This window comes from Streptomyces gottesmaniae (assembly GCF_031845845.1).
GTDB lineage: Bacteria > Actinomycetota > Actinomycetes > Streptomycetales > Streptomycetaceae > Streptomyces > Streptomyces akebiae.
In genome coordinates, this window is record NZ_JAVRFJ010000063.1 from 1 (window position 1) to 15,478 (window position 15,478).

Annotated in this window: 12 protein-coding genes; 4 read left to right on the top strand and 8 right to left on the bottom strand. The window is 73.0% G+C overall.

Annotated elements, in window-relative coordinates; translation table 11 throughout:
• Positions 1 to 135: 135 nt before the first annotated feature.
• Positions 136 to 1,023 carry a GntR family transcriptional regulator gene (locus tag RM704_RS42290; protein WP_033531470.1) on the bottom strand — a complete coding sequence of 296 codons (888 nt, stop codon included), beginning with the start codon at positions 1,021 to 1,023 and terminating at the stop codon, positions 136 to 138.
• 197 nt (positions 1,024 to 1,220) lie between these two features.
• On the opposite strand from RM704_RS42290, the gene RM704_RS42295 reads away from it, so the two are divergent.
• Complete coding sequence (locus RM704_RS42295; protein ID WP_033531471.1) at positions 1,221 to 2,087, top strand: (2Fe-2S)-binding protein; 867 nt, start codon at positions 1,221 to 1,223, stop codon at positions 2,085 to 2,087.
• Positions 2,088 to 2,424: 337 nt separating this feature from the next.
• Positions 2,425 to 3,483: a DUF2637 domain-containing protein gene (locus RM704_RS42300; RefSeq protein ID WP_033531472.1), complete on the top strand. Its 1,059-nt coding sequence runs from the start codon at positions 2,425 to 2,427 to the stop codon at positions 3,481 to 3,483.
• A 138-nt stretch (positions 3,484 to 3,621) separates the two neighbouring features.
• Here the strand turns inward: RM704_RS42300 and RM704_RS42305 are convergent, their stop codons facing one another.
• Positions 3,622 to 4,101, bottom strand: coding sequence for an ATP-binding protein (locus tag RM704_RS42305; RefSeq protein WP_052146468.1), 480 nt, complete (start codon positions 4,099 to 4,101; stop codon positions 3,622 to 3,624).
• A 446-nt stretch (positions 4,102 to 4,547) separates the two neighbouring features.
• Positions 4,548 to 6,746 (bottom strand): protein phosphatase 2C domain-containing protein, encoded by a 2,199-nt coding sequence (locus RM704_RS42310; protein WP_078937441.1) that lies wholly within the window; start codon positions 6,744 to 6,746, stop codon positions 4,548 to 4,550.
• 484 nt (positions 6,747 to 7,230) lie between these two features.
• Here RM704_RS42310 and RM704_RS42315 point away from each other — a divergent pair, with 484 nt between their 5' ends.
• Complete coding sequence (locus tag RM704_RS42315; RefSeq protein WP_033531473.1) at positions 7,231 to 8,214, top strand: helix-turn-helix transcriptional regulator; 984 nt, start codon at positions 7,231 to 7,233, stop codon at positions 8,212 to 8,214.
• A 45-nt stretch (positions 8,215 to 8,259) separates the two neighbouring features.
• A complete protein-coding gene (locus tag RM704_RS42320) occupies positions 8,260 to 8,742 on the top strand; it encodes a DUF456 domain-containing protein (protein WP_033531474.1) in 483 nt (160 codons plus the stop codon).
• A gap of 61 nt (positions 8,743 to 8,803) precedes the next feature.
• On the opposite strand, the gene RM704_RS42325 is transcribed toward RM704_RS42320, so the two are convergent.
• The 5 genes from RM704_RS42325 to RM704_RS42345 form a co-directional block, all read right to left on the bottom strand.
• Complete coding sequence (locus tag RM704_RS42325) at positions 8,804 to 9,319, bottom strand: methylated-DNA--[protein]-cysteine S-methyltransferase (protein WP_033531475.1); 516 nt, start codon at positions 9,317 to 9,319, stop codon at positions 8,804 to 8,806.
• Positions 9,316 to 10,755: a bifunctional transcriptional activator/DNA repair enzyme AdaA gene (locus RM704_RS42330; RefSeq protein ID WP_052146470.1), complete on the bottom strand. Its 1,440-nt coding sequence runs from the start codon at positions 10,753 to 10,755 to the stop codon at positions 9,316 to 9,318. The genes RM704_RS42325 and RM704_RS42330 overlap by 4 nt, the downstream gene beginning before the upstream one ends.
• 154 nt (positions 10,756 to 10,909) lie before the next feature.
• A complete protein-coding gene (rsgA, locus tag RM704_RS42335) occupies positions 10,910 to 12,019 on the bottom strand; it encodes a ribosome small subunit-dependent GTPase A (RefSeq protein ID WP_033531476.1) in 1,110 nt (369 codons plus the stop codon).
• A 243-nt stretch (positions 12,020 to 12,262) separates the two neighbouring features.
• Entirely contained in the window at positions 12,263 to 13,786 is a 1,524-nt protein-coding gene (locus RM704_RS42340; protein ID WP_033531477.1) for a cellulose-binding domain-containing protein, read from the bottom strand.
• Positions 13,787 to 14,000: 214 nt separating this feature from the next.
• The gene (locus RM704_RS42345) at positions 14,001 to 15,326 is read right to left on the bottom strand and encodes a radical SAM protein (protein ID WP_033531478.1); all 1,326 of its coding nucleotides are present in this window, start codon (positions 15,324 to 15,326) and stop codon (positions 14,001 to 14,003) included.
• Positions 15,327 to 15,478 lie beyond the last annotated feature (152 nt).

Sequence of the window (15,478 nt, forward strand, 5' to 3'; positions counted from 1 at the left end):
CCTGAGAGACCGGGCCCAGCAGCCTTGAAAGGCGACCGTCGGCGGGCCTGAAAGCACGGGGCGCAGCCCCTGCTTTTCAGGGGCGCGGGGACCTGCGCGACCAGCCCCCACGCACCCGCACCCGCCGACGCACCCTCAGCCCACCCCGAAGTGCCTCTCGACCAGACAGCACGCCGCCTCCAGGTCCCCCGCCACCAACGCGTCCAGCAACGCGATGTGCTCGGCGGCGTCAGCCATCAGTTCCACGCGACCGCCACTCCCGGAGACACCCACCTGGCCACCCCCCAACGGCAGTTGCGTCCGCCGATGGAGGTCGTCCGCGATCTGCAGCAACTGCTCGTTGCCGGACAGCCCCAGCACCCCGCGGTGGAAGGCCCGGTCCGCCTCCCCGTACGTCGCACGGCACCCGGAGGACGCCGCGCGAGCCGTCTCGTCGGCGAGGGGCCGCAGGTCGGCCCAGCGGTCGGCGGGCACCGTACGCGCGAGCCGCATGACCACCGGCACCTGGAGCAGTGCCCGCACCTCCGCCAGCTCGGCCAGCTCCCGGGCACCCCGTCGTACGACACGGAAGCCCCGGTTGGGCACGACCTCGACCGCGCCCTCGATGGCCAGTTGCTGCATCGCCTCGCGCACGGGGGTGGCGGAGACCCCGAACCGCTCGCCCAGCGCCGGGGCGGAGTAGACCTCGCCCGGCGTCAGCTCCCCACCGGCGAGCGCGGCCCGCAGCGCGTCGAGGATCTGCCCCCGCACGGAGGACCGCTGGACGACGGGGCGCCCCTGGCCGCGCGGCAGCGGGATCGGGACCTCGCTGTGCGTGTGCTCGCCCCGGGCGGTGTCGGCGCCGGGTCCGGTGTCACCGCGGACGGCGGTCCCGGTGGCGTCCGCCGCGATGCCCCGCTCCCTGTCGACGTCCGCGACTCCGGGCTGTGCGGGCACGCGATAGGCCGACGCCGGACGAGCGAGTGCGGGGTCCGGCGCGCTCATGGCCGTGGCCTCGCGCGGGCGCGGTCCGGCCTGCTCCACGGGTCCTCCTCCGAGCCGAGTCGAGTGTCGAGTGGTCGAGCAGTGAGGCCGACTGGGTACATGGGGGCGGTTAGGTCACTACTCGGGTTGTTACCGGTCGTAAAGCACCATAGGCGCACATGCCCTCAGTTCAAACCTCCACCACCTCGGGTAAGGTAAGCCTTACTTGGCAGCGATGGTGAAACGGCGGTCTCCGTATGCCCCAGTCAGCACCGGCACCCGCACCCACTTCACGCAGGTCGCCCGTGGCGGCGGCGTACGCACGCCTCACCGAGGCCCTGCCGATGATCAGCGTGACAGAACTCTCCCCCACGGATCCATTGCCCGTTGGTGAGGGGTGGGTCTCCGCCGCCGGGCTCGCGGCGGCGGGGGCCGAGCTCGACGCGTTCCTGGCGTGGGACGAGGCCCAGATCCTGCGGGACCACGGCCGAAAGGGGCGCCCGGACGTGGTGGCGACCTTCGGACTGCACCGTTACTCCTGGTACGCCTGCCTGCTCTTCACGGTGCCCTGGTTCCTCCAGCGCCGAGTGCCGCGCTTCCCCGCCGAGCACGTGGCGTTCCAGCGCGAGCAGAGCCGGCTGGCGGTGCGCGGCGAAACGTTCAGCTGCCTGCCGGACGACCCGGCGGCCGGGGAGCCCGGCGCCCGGGTGGTGGCGGACGAGGAGGCGCTGCGGGCCGAGGTGCGCGCCGCGTTCGCCGAGCACATAGAACCGGTCCTGGGCGGCTTCGGCCCGCGTATGCGGCGGCGCGGACGCGCGCTGTGGGGCATGGCGACCGACGAGATCGTCGAGGGCATCTGGTACGTCGCCGAACTGCTCGGCCCCGACGAGCAGGAGCGCTGCCGACGCGAACTGGAACTGCTGCTTCCGGGCGCGACGCGGCCCTACGTGGGTACGGCGGGCTTCCGTGAACTGACCGGACCCGGCGGCGAGTCACTGCCCACCCGGGACCGGGCGAGCTGCTGCATGTTCTACACGCTGGTCCCGGAGGACACCTGCGTCACCTGTCCGCGCACGTGCGAGACGGAACGGATCTCCAAGCTCACGGCCGCTGCCACCGGTTGACGGCCTCTCACCACCGCGGGGGGCCGCGCCCCGGGCGACCCCCCCGGTGATCGCCCGGGGCATGTGCCGTAAGATCCACTCCGGGTGGGACCCTCGTTGGGTTACAGGTGGTTCACAAATTCCTCACTTGTCGCAGGAACTTTCCGTGGAACCACTCGAACGGGTAATCTCACTCGCACTCAACTCCCGTCCCTCGCGCGGTAGTTCGAGCAGAATGCCGCCTGGCGTCACTCATTGCACTTCTTTGGCGGTCTCTTGCCCCGAAACCCCCTGAGGGCCGCGAGGATTGGGCCACTATGGCGGGCGTTACGCCCTATCCCAATGCAAGGGACCCCTGATGAGATTGACCGACATATCGCTGAACTGGCTGCTTCCGGGCGCCGTACTGCTCCTGGGCATGCTGGCGGCGGTTGCGGTGCTCGCGCGCGGCAAGCGCTCCGGGGAGCACGCGAAGACAGAGGACTCGTGGGAACGCAGTGAGGAGCGCCGCAGGCGCAAGGAGGCCCTCTACGCCACGGCCTCCTACATTCTCCTCTTCTGCTGTGCCGCGGTCGCCGCCGCGCTCTCCTTCCGCGGCCTGGTCGGCTTCGGCGAGCAGAACCTTGGCCTCAGCAACGGGTGGCAGTACCTGGTTCCGTTCGGCCTGGACGGCGCCGCCATGTTCTGCTCGGTGCTCGCGGTGCGCGAGGCCAGCCACGGTGACGCGGCCCTCGGATCCCGCATACTCGTATGGACGTTCGCCGGTGCGGCGGCCTGGTTCAACTGGGTGCACGCGCCCAGGGGCCTCGGCCACGACGGTGCCCCGCAGTTCTTCGCCGGCATGTCCATGTCCGCCGCGGTGCTCTTCGACCGCGCGCTGAAGCAGACCCGCCGGGCCGCGCTGCGCGAGCAGGGCCTGGTGCCGCGTCCGCTGCCGCAGATCCGTATCGTCCGCTGGCTGCGGGCCCCGCGTGAGACGTACAAGGCCTGGTCGCTGATGCTCCTTGAGGGCGTGCGCAGTCTGGACGAGGCCGTGGACGAGGTACGCGAGGACAAGCGGATCAAGGAAGAGAACCGGACGCGCAAGCGGGAGCAGGAGCGCCTGGAGCGCGCCCACCTCAAGGCCATCAGCCGGGGCCACCGGGGTCTGCCCGGTCGTGGCGGCGGCGGTGGCGGTGGCGGCCGCCAGGTCGACACCACCGTGGAGCGCGTGCCCGCGGCCCAGGTCGCCTCGGACTCCGCCATATCCACGCCGGAACAACTGCCCGTCCGTACGCGTCCCTCCCTGCAGCCCGTCCGCAACGGCGCTGACAAGTCGATCACGGTCGACCTCACCGCGGAGGACGACACCATGGCCCTGCCGCGACTCGACTCCCTGGAGCGCAAGCTCAAGGACCTGGAGCAGCAGTTCGGCTGAGCGGTACGAGCCACACATCGGACAGGGGCGCGGCAGCGAGCCGCGCCCCTGTCCGTTGTCCGCCGTCCGTGGTCCGCCGTCCCTCGTCCGTGCCGTGTCGGTCCCGTCGGCGTCGAGGGGAGGTCCATCGGAAGCGCCCTAGGTCAGCCCGCCGTCGAGGTCGAACCACACCGCCTTGCCCACCCCGTGCGCCCGTATCCCCCAGGCGTCGGCGAGGGACTGGACGAGGAGGAGGCCGCGTCCGTGTGTGCTGTCGTCGGCGGGCGGCACCCTCGGCCTGGGCCTGCGTCCCACGAAGTCCCGTACCTCCACGTGCAGTCCGCGAGGTGAGACGGTGGCGGTCAGCACCGCGTCGTGGTCGGTGTGAATGATCGCGTTGGTGACCAGCTCGCTCGTCAGCAGCTCCGCAATCTCGGATCGCTCCGGGCGCCCCCATTGCCGCAGCAGCTCCCGCAGCGCCCTGCGGGCCTCGGGCACCGCCCTCAGGTCGGCCCGCCCGAGTCTGTGCCTGAGCTGTTCGGCGTCGACCTTGTGCGCCGCGTCGTCGACCGCATCCTCCACCTCTGCCGAGAAGGCCCCGATCGCCGTGGGACCGCCCCCTCGTGCCTGCCTTTTCATGACCCCCGCCCACGCGCCGATGACGATTCCCCTCCTGCTCGAACACGTACACGGGGATGCATGCCCCGTCCGGATCGCGGCACTCATGTCGAATCGTCAACGACCGTCCGTACGCTTTCAAACGCACAGGGTCAAGCCAGCTGTCGGCACCTTGTGAGAGCGCTTCCCGCCTCGCGGAACCACCGCAGAGCCCTACGAACCCGACGCCCCGCCCCACTCCGGGCAGCGCGGAGCGGCCACGGCCCTCGGCCCCAACTGCCCATGCGGGGCTGCCGATCCGGCCGTATGCCGACGGGACACGACGGGCGTGAGCGCCGCGCCTACCCCGACCGGAGCGGGCCACTCCCCCCGATGATGTTGTTTGGCCGGAATCGCGCGCTGGTACAGGCCAACCCCCGGCCGCGCGCGGCTGATTGACGCCCCTCCCGGCCCGCCGGTGGTCTCCGTCAGGCCTCCCAGACGGCGGCGGCCGTTCGGTCGTCCGCGTACCCCTTGACCCTGACCTGGGCATCGGCGAGGAAAGCGGCGAGACCGGGCGGTTCCGCGGTTCCCCAGCGGGCCGCCAGATGCTCGGCGAGCGGGGGCTCACCGCGCAACGGTTCGGCCAGACCGCCGGTGCACAGCAGCAGGACGTCGTCCTCGCGGGCCACGGAGGCGCGGAAGCGGAAGGGTTCGCGGGGTGGGGCGGGAGCGGGTTCGTAGGGGCTCGGGGGTGTCGTGATGCCGAGGTCCATGGTGAGACGGTCGCCGTCGGGGGTCTCGTGCGGCAGCGACCCGAAGCCGACCACCGGGGCACCGGCCGTGTCGGCGACCCGGGGCTCTATGTCCTGCCACTCGCCGCCCCGCAGCCGGAACAGTCCGCCCGCGCCGACCCCGAAGAACACGCGCGTCCGGCACCCGGGATCGGCCGGGAGCAGCAGACAGCGCAGGCTCGCCGTGTACTCCTCCGGGTCGAGCCCCTGTTCGACGGCGCTGGCGCGGAGCTTGCCGAGGCTGCGGTCGGTGAGGCGGTGCAGCCCCGACTTCAGATCGCCGCGCCGGGCGGCCCTGATGTCCTCCACCAGCCGCACATGGCTCAGCCCGACGGCCCGGCCGATCCACCGGCACGCCTCCGCCGCCGCGCGGTGCGCGCCCGGGGTGGCCCGGGCGCCGGTGGCCATGGCCACCAGGACGAGTGCCTGTTCGCCGAGGCCGAAGCGGGCGGTGAGGAGCGCGTCGCGGCGCGGCTCACCCCGGTAGCGCGCGGAGTCCCCGCGCAGCGACGCGGCACGCAGCGTGCACGCCCCGTAGCGTGCGCCGTCCAGCACCGTGTCCGCCACCAGGTCCCCCAGGTCCTCCGGATCCGCCGGCGGCAAGGCGGTCGGCTCCGCGTCGTAGGTGGGCGGGCCGGACCCCACGTACTCGACCCGTACCCTCCCGCTGTCGCCGACGAGAGACACCTCGTCCGCCTGGAGGGTGGGGATGTCGAGCTGGGTGGAGGGCCGGGCGTCGGAGGGTTCCGCGACGGGGTGGGGCGCCGGAGAGGGCGCGGCGGGCGGGGAGGCAGGCCTTTCGCCGGAGGGTGGTTGAGCGGGGACGGGAGCCTGCGCGAGGGGGCTCCGGACGGGGGCGCGGCGCCATGGCGTGGCCGCGCGGAAGCCCGGCGGCGTGGGTCCGGAGGGAAAGGTCACGGGCCCCGACGGCTGGACCGACGGCGACTCCCAGGGCGCGGGTCGCGGAGTGAGCCCGCTGAGGCGGGGGTCCCTCGCGGGCACGGAGGTCGGCGGGTGGGACGGCCTGCGGGGGCCGGGGGCGAAGGGGGGACGCGGGACGGGCTCGGCGGGCGAGGCGGAACCGGCGTCACCAGGCGAAGCGGCGCCGGTGTCGGACGGCGTGCGCGGGACGGCGTCGGCAGGAGGGTCGGGGTCGGGGCTCGACGCCGGACGCGGAGGAGCGCCGGGCGACACGGAGCCCGGGCCCCACCCCGCACCCGGGCCGGCGTCGGCTGGCGGCACGGCATCGGGAGCGGACGACGGGCGCGGAGGGGCAGCGGGCGGTGCGGGCGTGGGGTCGGGAGGGGTGACCGGCCGTGGGCCCGGGTCGCCCGGCCGGCCTTGCCCGCCCCGTCCGGCGGAGCCGCCCGGCGATCCCTGGGGCGGCACCCGGTCCGAGAGACCGCCCCCACCCACGGTGCCCGGGGCGGAACCCGCCTCACGCCGGCCCGCGCGCGAGCCGTTCGGCGAGTTCCCCCCGGTGCCCGAGCCACCCGTCCGGCCAGGCCCGTCTCCGGGACCACCGGCCCCGCCCGGCCCGTCTCCCGATCCGGCCGTCGGGCCCGGCCCTCCGCCCGACTCCCCTCTGGCACCCGACGCGCCCGGCACGGCCGCCCAGGCGCCCGACGTCCCCGGGACGGCTCCCCAGGCACCCCGGACGCCCGACGCACCCGGCGCACCCGGCGCGCTCTCGGTCGGTGTTGCCGGAGCCGTCGCAGGCTCCGGCGGTGTCGGATGCGGGGTGCCGTCCCTGACCGTGTTCGCCGCCGAGGCGAAGCGGTCGTCGAGGGAATCGGCCGCTACCGCGGGGCCCGTGTCCCCACTCGCGTCGTCGTACAACTGCCGCCACCAGTCGTCCTCGTGACCGGTCGGCCTCTCCCCCTGCTGGCTCATGCCCCTAATTGTCCACCTCGGGGGCCGTATGAAAACGGGGCATCCGGAAAATCGGCCCGCGGAGCCGAGGGCCCGTCGGCGTGTCGGACTACCTGCCGAACTCCGGTGCGAGACAAGGGAGTCGAGGGGATGGCGGGAGATGAGGGAAATGCGAGGGATGGGGAGTATGGGAGCGGGGGGCGCCCAGGAGTGCGCAGTGCGGAGCGTCTCGCGTGCCTCACGCGCTTCGCGTGCCTCACGGGCCTCACGCGTTTCGCGTGCGGGGACCGCCGGGCGGTGCCACCCCCCACAGGAGAAACCGCCCGGCGGCGCCGGGAGGACCGGGGCGTGTGCGGGCGTGCGGGCCGGTCGGCCCGAGTGTGCGGCCCGTTCCTGGGATTCCGCTGTGCGACCCCGCCTGCCGGTGGGACCCGCGATGCGGTGATGATGGGCCGACGCGGAAGTGCGCCGAAGTGGCGCGACGAGGGAGGGGCGGCGTCGCCGGATGCTGGGAGCGATCGGTCTCGACGAGACGCACGAGTCGGCGTACCGGGCCCTGGTGTCCGTGGGCGCCGCCGACGTACCGGACCTGGCGCGCCGGCTCACGCTCGGGGAGCACGACACCGAGCGCGCGCTGCGTCGGCTGGAGCGGCACGGTCTCGCCGCCCAGTCCTCCGCGCGCCCCGGCCGCTGGGTCGCCGCGCCCCCCGGTGTGGCCCTGGGCGCCCTGCTCACCCAGCAGCGGCACGAGCTGGAGAAGGCCGAACTGACGGCGGCGTTGCTGGCCGAGGAGTACCGGGCGAGCGCGACCGAGCCCGCGGCGCACGACCTCGTCGAGGTGGTGATCGGCTCGGCCGCGATAGCGCAACGCTTCCTCCAGCTGCAGCTCGGCGCCACGGAGGAGGTCTGCGCCATGGTCACCGGCGCTCCCATCGCGGTCTCCGGGCCGGAGAACAACTCCGCGGAGGAGCAGGCGACCGGTCGCGGCGTCGTCTACCGCGTGGTGGTCGAACGGGCCGTCCTGGACGAGGACGCCGGCCTCACCGAGCTGTCCGCCGCGCTGGGCCGGGAGGAGCAGGTGCGGGTCATGGACGAGGTGCCGACGAAGCTCGTCATCGCCGACCGGACGCTGGCCATGCTGCCGCTCACCACGCACACCGCCGAGCCCGCCGCGCTCGTCGTCCACGCGAGCGGCCTGCTGGAGCTGCTGTCGGGCCTGTTCGAGTCCGTCTGGCGGCAGGCCCTGCCGCTGCGCCTGGGCTCCGGCCGGGTCACCGAGGACATCCCGGACGCCCCCGACGACACCGATCTTGAGATCCTCTCCCTGCTGCTGGCCGGCATGACCGACGCGAGCGTCGCCAAACAGCTGGACCTGGGCCTGCGGACCGTACAGCGCCGGGTGAAGCGCCTGATGGAGCTCGCCGGCGTGACGACCCGGCTGCAGCTGGGCTGGCACGCCTACGAGCGGGCCTGGGTGACCCGGGACTGACACCGCTGACCTGCGCCCCCTCTCGCGGTCCGGCACCCTGGGCAGATGGGAGCGTGGGAACTCCTGCTGGTCGGGGTCGTACTGCTGCTCGGCCTGTGCGGAGTGCTGGTGCCCGGCGTACCGGGGTCCTGGCTCGTATGGGCCGGGGTCATGTGGTGGGCGCTGGAGGATCCGCGGCCCATCGCCTGGTGGGTCCTGGTGGGCGCCACCACCGTGCTGCTGCTGTCCCGGGCGGTCCGCTGGGGCCTGCCACCCCGGCGCCTGGCGGAGAGCGGTGCCACCCCCCGGATGGGGGTGTACGCCGGGACCGGGGCCTTCCTCGGTTTCGTCCTGCTCCCCGTCCTCGGCGCCATCCCCGGCTTCGTCGGCGGTATCTACCTCTCCGAACGGCTCCGCCTCGGTCACGCCGGTGCGGCGAAGGCAGCGACGCGCACGGCGATGCGCTCGGGCGGTTCGAGCGTCCTGGCGGAGCTCTTCGCGTGCCTGCTGGTGACGGGGGCGTGGGTGGGCGTGGTGTTCGGCGGCTGAGCCGCTGACCGGCTCCTACGTCCTGGTCCTGGCCGGTGAGGGCGCCCGGGCACGCGCGCCCTCACCGCGTCGGTCGCGTCGGCGGGAGCACGCCCTCCAGACCGAGGAGGAGGCGTTTGCGGTCGAGGCCGCCGGCGTACCCCGTGAGGGTGCCGTCCGCGCCGATCACCCGGTGGCAGGGGCGGACGATGAGGAGGGGGTTCGCGCCGATCGCGCCGCCCACGGCCCGGACGGCGGCGCGGGGTGCGCCGATCCGGGCGGCGACGGAGCCGTACGTGATGGTCGCGCCGTACGGGACGTCGTCGAGCGCGGCCCAGACCCGCTGCCGGAACTCGGTGCCCTCGCCGCGCGACTCCAGCCGGAATTCCTTCAGTTCACCGGCGAAATAGGCGGCGAGTTGTTCCTCCGCGGCCCGGAAGGGGGCCGGGTCGCGCAGCCAGCCCGGCAACGGGATCCGGCCGCCCTTCTGCTCCGGCACGGAGAGGGAGGTGAGGGCGCCGGACTCGTCGGCGGTGAGGAGGAGTCGTCCGACGGGACTGTCGACGACGGTGTAGTACGTCCGCTGCTCGGTGCTCACGACTGAACTCCCCGATCCTGATCCAGATCCTGTGCCGGTACTTCTGTCTGTGCTGCCTGTGCCTGCGCCTGTGTCCGCAGATGCCGGAGGGCGTACGACCGCCAGGGCCGCCAGGTGTCCGGCACGGCCTCGCCCGGGGGTGCCACGTCCGGGTCGCCGAGGGCGCGGGTGCGGATGGCGGCGACGGTACGGGCGTCCAGGCCGGGCAGCGCGAGCAGGGCCGCCTCGGTGGCGTCCCGGTCGGCGCCGACGTCGAGGCGGCAGGTGCCGTCGGCGAGAGCGGTGGCGAGGGCGCCGAGGGGGCCGTCCGCGTCGGCCAGTGCCGCGGGTTCGGGGAACAGATGCGTCAGCGTCCCCTGCGGGGCGTCCAGCGTCTTGCCGTACGCCTGTACGAGCCGTGCCGCCGCCGCGCGCCCGACGAGCGCCCGTACCGCGAACTCCTCCGGATCGGCCGTGCCCGGTGAGCGCAGCCCCGGTCTGGCGGCGACGAGCGGGGCGAGCCGGGCGTCCTCGCCGAGACGCTCGTCCACGGCGTACGGGTCGGCGTCCAGGTCGAACAGCCGCCGCAGCCGCTGCACGGCGGTGGTGAGGTCCCGGGGGTCGGTGAGGTGGAGCCGGGCGTCGAGCCAGCCGCCGGCGCGGCCGGCGGGGCGGCCTCCGGGTCGCTCGTCGACCTCGGCGACGGCGGTGCCGTACGGGAGACGGAGGGTGCGCCGGTGGGTGCGGTGGCCGCGTTCGCCGGTCGTCTCCTCGACGCCGGTGACGGCCTCGGCGGCCAGGACGTCGAAGAGGGCGGTGGACTGGTACGGGCCCCGATAGGCGAGCCGGAGCGGGATCCCGGCCGTCCGCGACCCTGCGGACCGCCGGGGTGCGCCGGCGCGCAGAGCGCTGGGCGTCATGGCGTACACCGCCCTGATCGTGTCGTTGAACTGGCGCACGCTGGCGAAGCCGGACGCGAAGGCGATCTCGGTGACCGGGAGGGCGGTGGTCCGCAACAGGACGCGGGCGGTGTGCGCCCGCTGGGCACGGGCCAGGGCGACGGGACCGGCGCCGACCTCGGCGGTGAGCTGCCGCTGGACCTGGCGTGCGCTGTACCCCAGCCGCACCGCCAGCCCGGCGACGCCCTCCCGGTCGACGACGCCGTCCCCGATGAGCCGCATGGCCCGTCCCACGGAGTCCGCGCGCACGTTCCACTCGGCCGAGCCGGGCACGGCGTCCGGACGGCACCGTCGGCAGGCCCGGAATCCGGCGCCCTGGGCGGCGGCCGCGGTGGCGTAGAAGCGGACGTTCTCCCGTTTCGGCGTCACCGCCGGGCAGCTCGGCCGGCAGTAGATGCCGGTCGTCTCGACGGCGAAGAAGAACTCCCCGTCGAACCGGCCGTCCCTGCTCCGCACCGCCTCGTACCTGGTGTCCTCGTCCTTCACGACGTCCTTCATGTCATCAAGTGTCGGCGAGGCGGAGACGGCGGGCTGGCGGTATTCGGACGCGGGGCTGCGCCCCGGCACGGCAGGGGGGCGCAGCCGCTGCCGTGCCGGGGCGCGGGGAACCGCGCGACTGGCCCCCCGACACACACTCACCCGCGCCCGGAACTCACCGCAGACCGCCCCTCTTCGCCTCCATCGCCGCACGCCCCTCCGCGCCCCTGCGCTTCCACTCCTTCCGGATCTCCGCCCGCAGCCGCGCGTCGCTCTTCGCGACGATCCGCTCGTTCTCACGGAGCAGCTTGCGGTAGCTGTCGAGCCGTCGCTCGGGCAGTTCACCGGACTCGACCGCGCCGAGGACCGCGCAGCCGGGCTCGGCGAGGTGCGCGCAGTCGTGGAAGCGGCAGTCCGCGGCCAGCTCCTGGATCTCGGCGAAGACCTGTCCGACCCCGGTCTCGGCGTCCCAGAGACCGACGCCGCGCAGCCCCGGTGTGTCGATGAGGACTCCGCCGCCGGGCATGGCGAGGAGGTTGCGGGTGGTGGTGGTGTGCCGTCCCTTGCCGTCCACGTCGCGGGTGGCCTGGACGTCCATGACGTCGTCGCCGAGCAACGCGTTGGCGAGGGTCGACTTGCCGGCTCCGGACTGCCCGAGCAGTACGGAGGTGCCGCCGGAGAGCACCGCGGCGAGGACGTCGAGGCCCTCGCCGTGCGTGGAGCTGACCGTCAGCACGGGAACGCCGGGTGCCACGGTCTCCACGTCCTGGACGAGATGCCCCAGCGTGGCGGCGTCCGGCACGAGGTCGGCCTTGGTCAGCACGACCACCGGCTGGGCCCCGGACTCCCAGGCCAGCGCGAGGAACCGTTCGACGCGGCCGAGGTCGAGTTCCACGGCGAGCGACACGGCGACGACCGCGTGGTCGACGTTGGCGGCGAGGATCTGCCCCTCGGCGCGCTTGGAGGAGGTGGAGCGGACGAAGGCGCTGCGGCGGGGCAGGTAGGTGCGGACGTAGCGGGGGTCGCCCGCGGGTTCCACGGCGACCCAGTCGCCCGTGCAGACGACCCGCATGGGGTCGTGGGGTGTGACGAAGGCGGTGTCGGCCCGCAGCGGACCGTCCGCGGTGACGATGTCGCACTGCCCGCGGTCGACGCGGACGACCCGCCCGACGAGCAGGCCCTCGGCGGCGTACGGGGCGAAGGCGTCCGCCCAGGAGTCGTCCCAGCCGTAAGGGGCGAGTGGGGAGAAAGAGGTGGAGAAGGAAGTGGAGCCGGAGGAAGTCAAGGGAGACCCTTCACAAGGTGGCCCCGGCGGTCGTGCAGGACGTGGGTGTCAGCCGGTGACCACGGAGGTGGACTGGATGGTTTCCTGGATGCGGGCAGCGCCCATCGCAATGACAGCCATCGGTCGACACCTCCTGTCTCACTCGTTCTCGTCGGCGACGGCGGCCGGAACGGCCGCCGTGCTCGGTGATCTCACCCTAGCGGGGGCCCGTGGGCCCCCGTCAACCGATTTGTCGCGCCGTGCTCAGTCCGCCCGGTCGCACTTCTTCCCGTTGAGCGTGAAGTCCACGGGTACGGGGTTGTCGTAACCCTGCCAGATGCCGAGGAACCCGACGCCGAAGGTGCCGCCGGCGGCGACGGTCCTGTTGTAGTCGGCGGAGGAGGCGGTGACCTTGGTGCCCTCCTGGTCGAAGGTGCCGTCCCACATCTGGGTGACCCGCTGGTCGGCCGCGTAGGTCCACTCGACCTGCCAGCCGTCGAGGGCCTTGGTGGAGGTGACGGTGAGGGCGCCCTGGAAGCCGCCGGGCCATTCGTTGACGACCTGGTAGCGGACGTGGCAGGTGGCGTCGGACGACTTGCCGGGGTCCACCGGCCGGTGGGTGACGCGGGCGGGTGTCGAGGAGTCGCCCTGGGGTTCCTCGTTGCTGTTGCCGTCGCCCTCGGTCTTGTCGTCCTCGTCGTCGGAACCGGTCTCCTCGGGCCGCGAGGTGCTCTGCAGTTCGGACGAGGTGCCGTCGGACGGGTCCCCGGTCACCGGGGACCTCGGGTCCTGCTGCACCACCGCCGAATCCCCGGCGGACGAGCCCTCCACGACCGTCTCGTCGTCGCCGAACGGCATGAGGGAGACGGCGAGCGCCAGCACGGAGACGAGACCGGCTCCGACGAGCAGCCCGTTCCGGCTGAACCGGGGCCGCGGCTGCGTGCCCGGGGAGAGTCCCCGGTCGGTGCCGGTGGAGTCCGCGCGCCCGGGGAGCAGTCCGGCCTCGGCCGCGCGGCGGCGGCGCTCCAGGTAGGCGAGCCCGCTCCAGCCGATCACACCGCCGGCGAGCGCGGCGGGCAGTCCGCCGCCGTGCAGGCCGAGGCAGGCCGCGGCCTCGGCGCACTGCACACACGTGGCGAGGTGGCGGGACAGGTCGTCGGGGGTGTCGGTGCCGGGCGAGCGGGTCACCGCGTCCAACAGCCGGGCGTAGGTGCGGCAGTCGGCGTGCAGGGGCGCGTCGAGCTGGCCCCGGTGGCAGCGGTCCCTGAACAGCGCCCGCACCTGGTCGAGTTCGGTCCTGGCGACCGCCGGGTCGAGGCCGAGCCGGCGGGCCACCGAGCCCAGCGGCAGCGACTCGACCTCGGCCAGCCACAGCAGGGCCGCGTCGGGTTCCTGCATGTCCCGCAGGGCCCGCAGGGCGAGCGGGCGGTACAGCGGCGGGCCGGTGTACCGGGCGGCCTTGTCCGAGTTGAGCCAGAGACGCAGCTCGGGGTCGAGCCGGTGGCCCTGGCCACCCGTCTCCCAGGTGGCGGCCGTGGTCCTGACCCAGGTCAGGAGGAACGGTATTCGAGGCAGGCGCAGGGCACGGCGTCCGGCGCCGCGGTCGGCCCCCGCCTCGGACTCCAGGGCGTGCGCCTCGTGCATGCCGTTCGTGAAGGCCTCGGTGGCCAGTTGGGTCGCCGCGGTCGAACCGGACGTGCACAGGTCGGCGTACGACAGGACCGCGTCCCAGCACTCCGAGAACAGCGCGGCCTCTGCGGCGTCCTGGGGCTTCGGCAGGTCGGGCATGGGTCTCCTGCATCCAACAGAGCGAGGGGGGAAGTGTGCAAAAGTAGTCAACTGCCCTTGAGATCCAAGGGAGTTAGGGGGACCACCTTGCGGTGCCCAGAGCTTTTCACGCTTCCCACACAACTGACAAGCTGCGTCTTCAAATGCGGTTACCAGCGGTCACACTGTTGAGTTGTACGTACGCCGACCCCAATCGACTCAACCGCCACAGGAGTTACTCGGCGGCAACCGCCGCGTCGGCCGAGAGGCTGTCCATGAAGGAGCTGACGGAGAAGACGGCACGGCCGGGTCCGGGCGGGCCGTATCCGGGCGGCGACGCCAGCCCGAACTCGTCCATCGTGGCGCGGTAGGCCTGCAGCAGCCGGATGTGGTACTCCAGCGGCGCGCCCTGCGGGTTGGCCTTGCCGAGCGGGGTGGTGGGCTCCGGGCACCAGGTGGTGAAGCGGGGCGTGATGCCGTGCGACATGAAGAAGCGCAGGCCCTCGGTGGTCGAGGCGATCGCCTCGTCGACCGTCTTGAACCCGAAGGGCTCGGCCATCTCCACGCCCGCCACGAAGTTGGGGATCACATTGCGCGCGCCGAAGACACCGGCCGAGTCCAGGATCCGCTTGTGCCACTCGTCGCGGCCGACGTACCGCTCCTTGCCGGGGCAGTACATCTTGAAGAGGTACTCGTCCCAGACCTCGTAGTTGGGGTGGTAGATCTTCACGCCGTAGTCGTGGAAACGCTTGACGTCGTCCAGCGGCAGCGCCTGGGCGACGACCTTGCCGATCCAGCGGTCGGGGAACCGCTCCTCGATGGCCTTGGCGTAGTGGCCGTAGAAGTCGGCCTCGTCGCGGCCCGCGACCGTCTTGGTGATGGCGCCGCCGGTGAGCGTGTACGCGGTGGACGTCTTCGCCGTGTCGTACCGGTCGATGATCTCCAGGGCTTCGAGGACCTCGTCGACGTCCTTCACGCCCGTGTACGGCCGCCCGGCCGCCTTGTGCTGGCGCCAGTTGTGGTTGATGTCGCAGTACTGGCACTCCTCCTTCGCGCCGAAGTACTGGCAGACGCGGAAGACGGTCAGGTAGATGAGGTAGCCCCACTGGATGGTCGGGGCCACCTCCATCACGGACTTCCCGTTGGAGAGGGTGTGCTTGTAGTACTCGGGCATGGGCGGCACGCCGACGTCGGCGATGCGCCGGCCGTCGAGGTAGAGGCCGAGGAGGCCTTCCTCGTCGGACGCCACCCGGTAGGGCGAGGCGGGGTTGACCCGTACGGAGACGACCGTGCGCCGCAGGTCGTACGGGCCGCCGGTGAGGATGATCTCCTCCGGCGGGCGGCGCAGGGCGGCCTCGCCGAGCTCGGGGAGGGTGCCGTGGTCGAAGGAGAAGATGAAGTACGACTTGGGCTTGACCTCGCCCTTCTCGTTGTCGCTCAGCGCGGAGGCGTCGAAGGCCACACCACCCCTGAGCAGGTCCTCCTTGAAGACGGCTTCCCGTGGCACGTGCGGGAACCTCTCCATCAGGTCCTCCACCAGTGCGGTGCGGCTGCCATCCATCCCGTTGTCTCCTCGCTCCCGACGTCGCGTGGGGGTTGCCCGTGCGCGTCCTCCACGGTATGCCTCCGGCGGTCGGAGGGAGGGAGCGGGGGGTTGTTCGGGGGTGGCGCCTACTGGGGTGGGGGGTTTGGGTTCGTTGGCGGGTGCGGGTC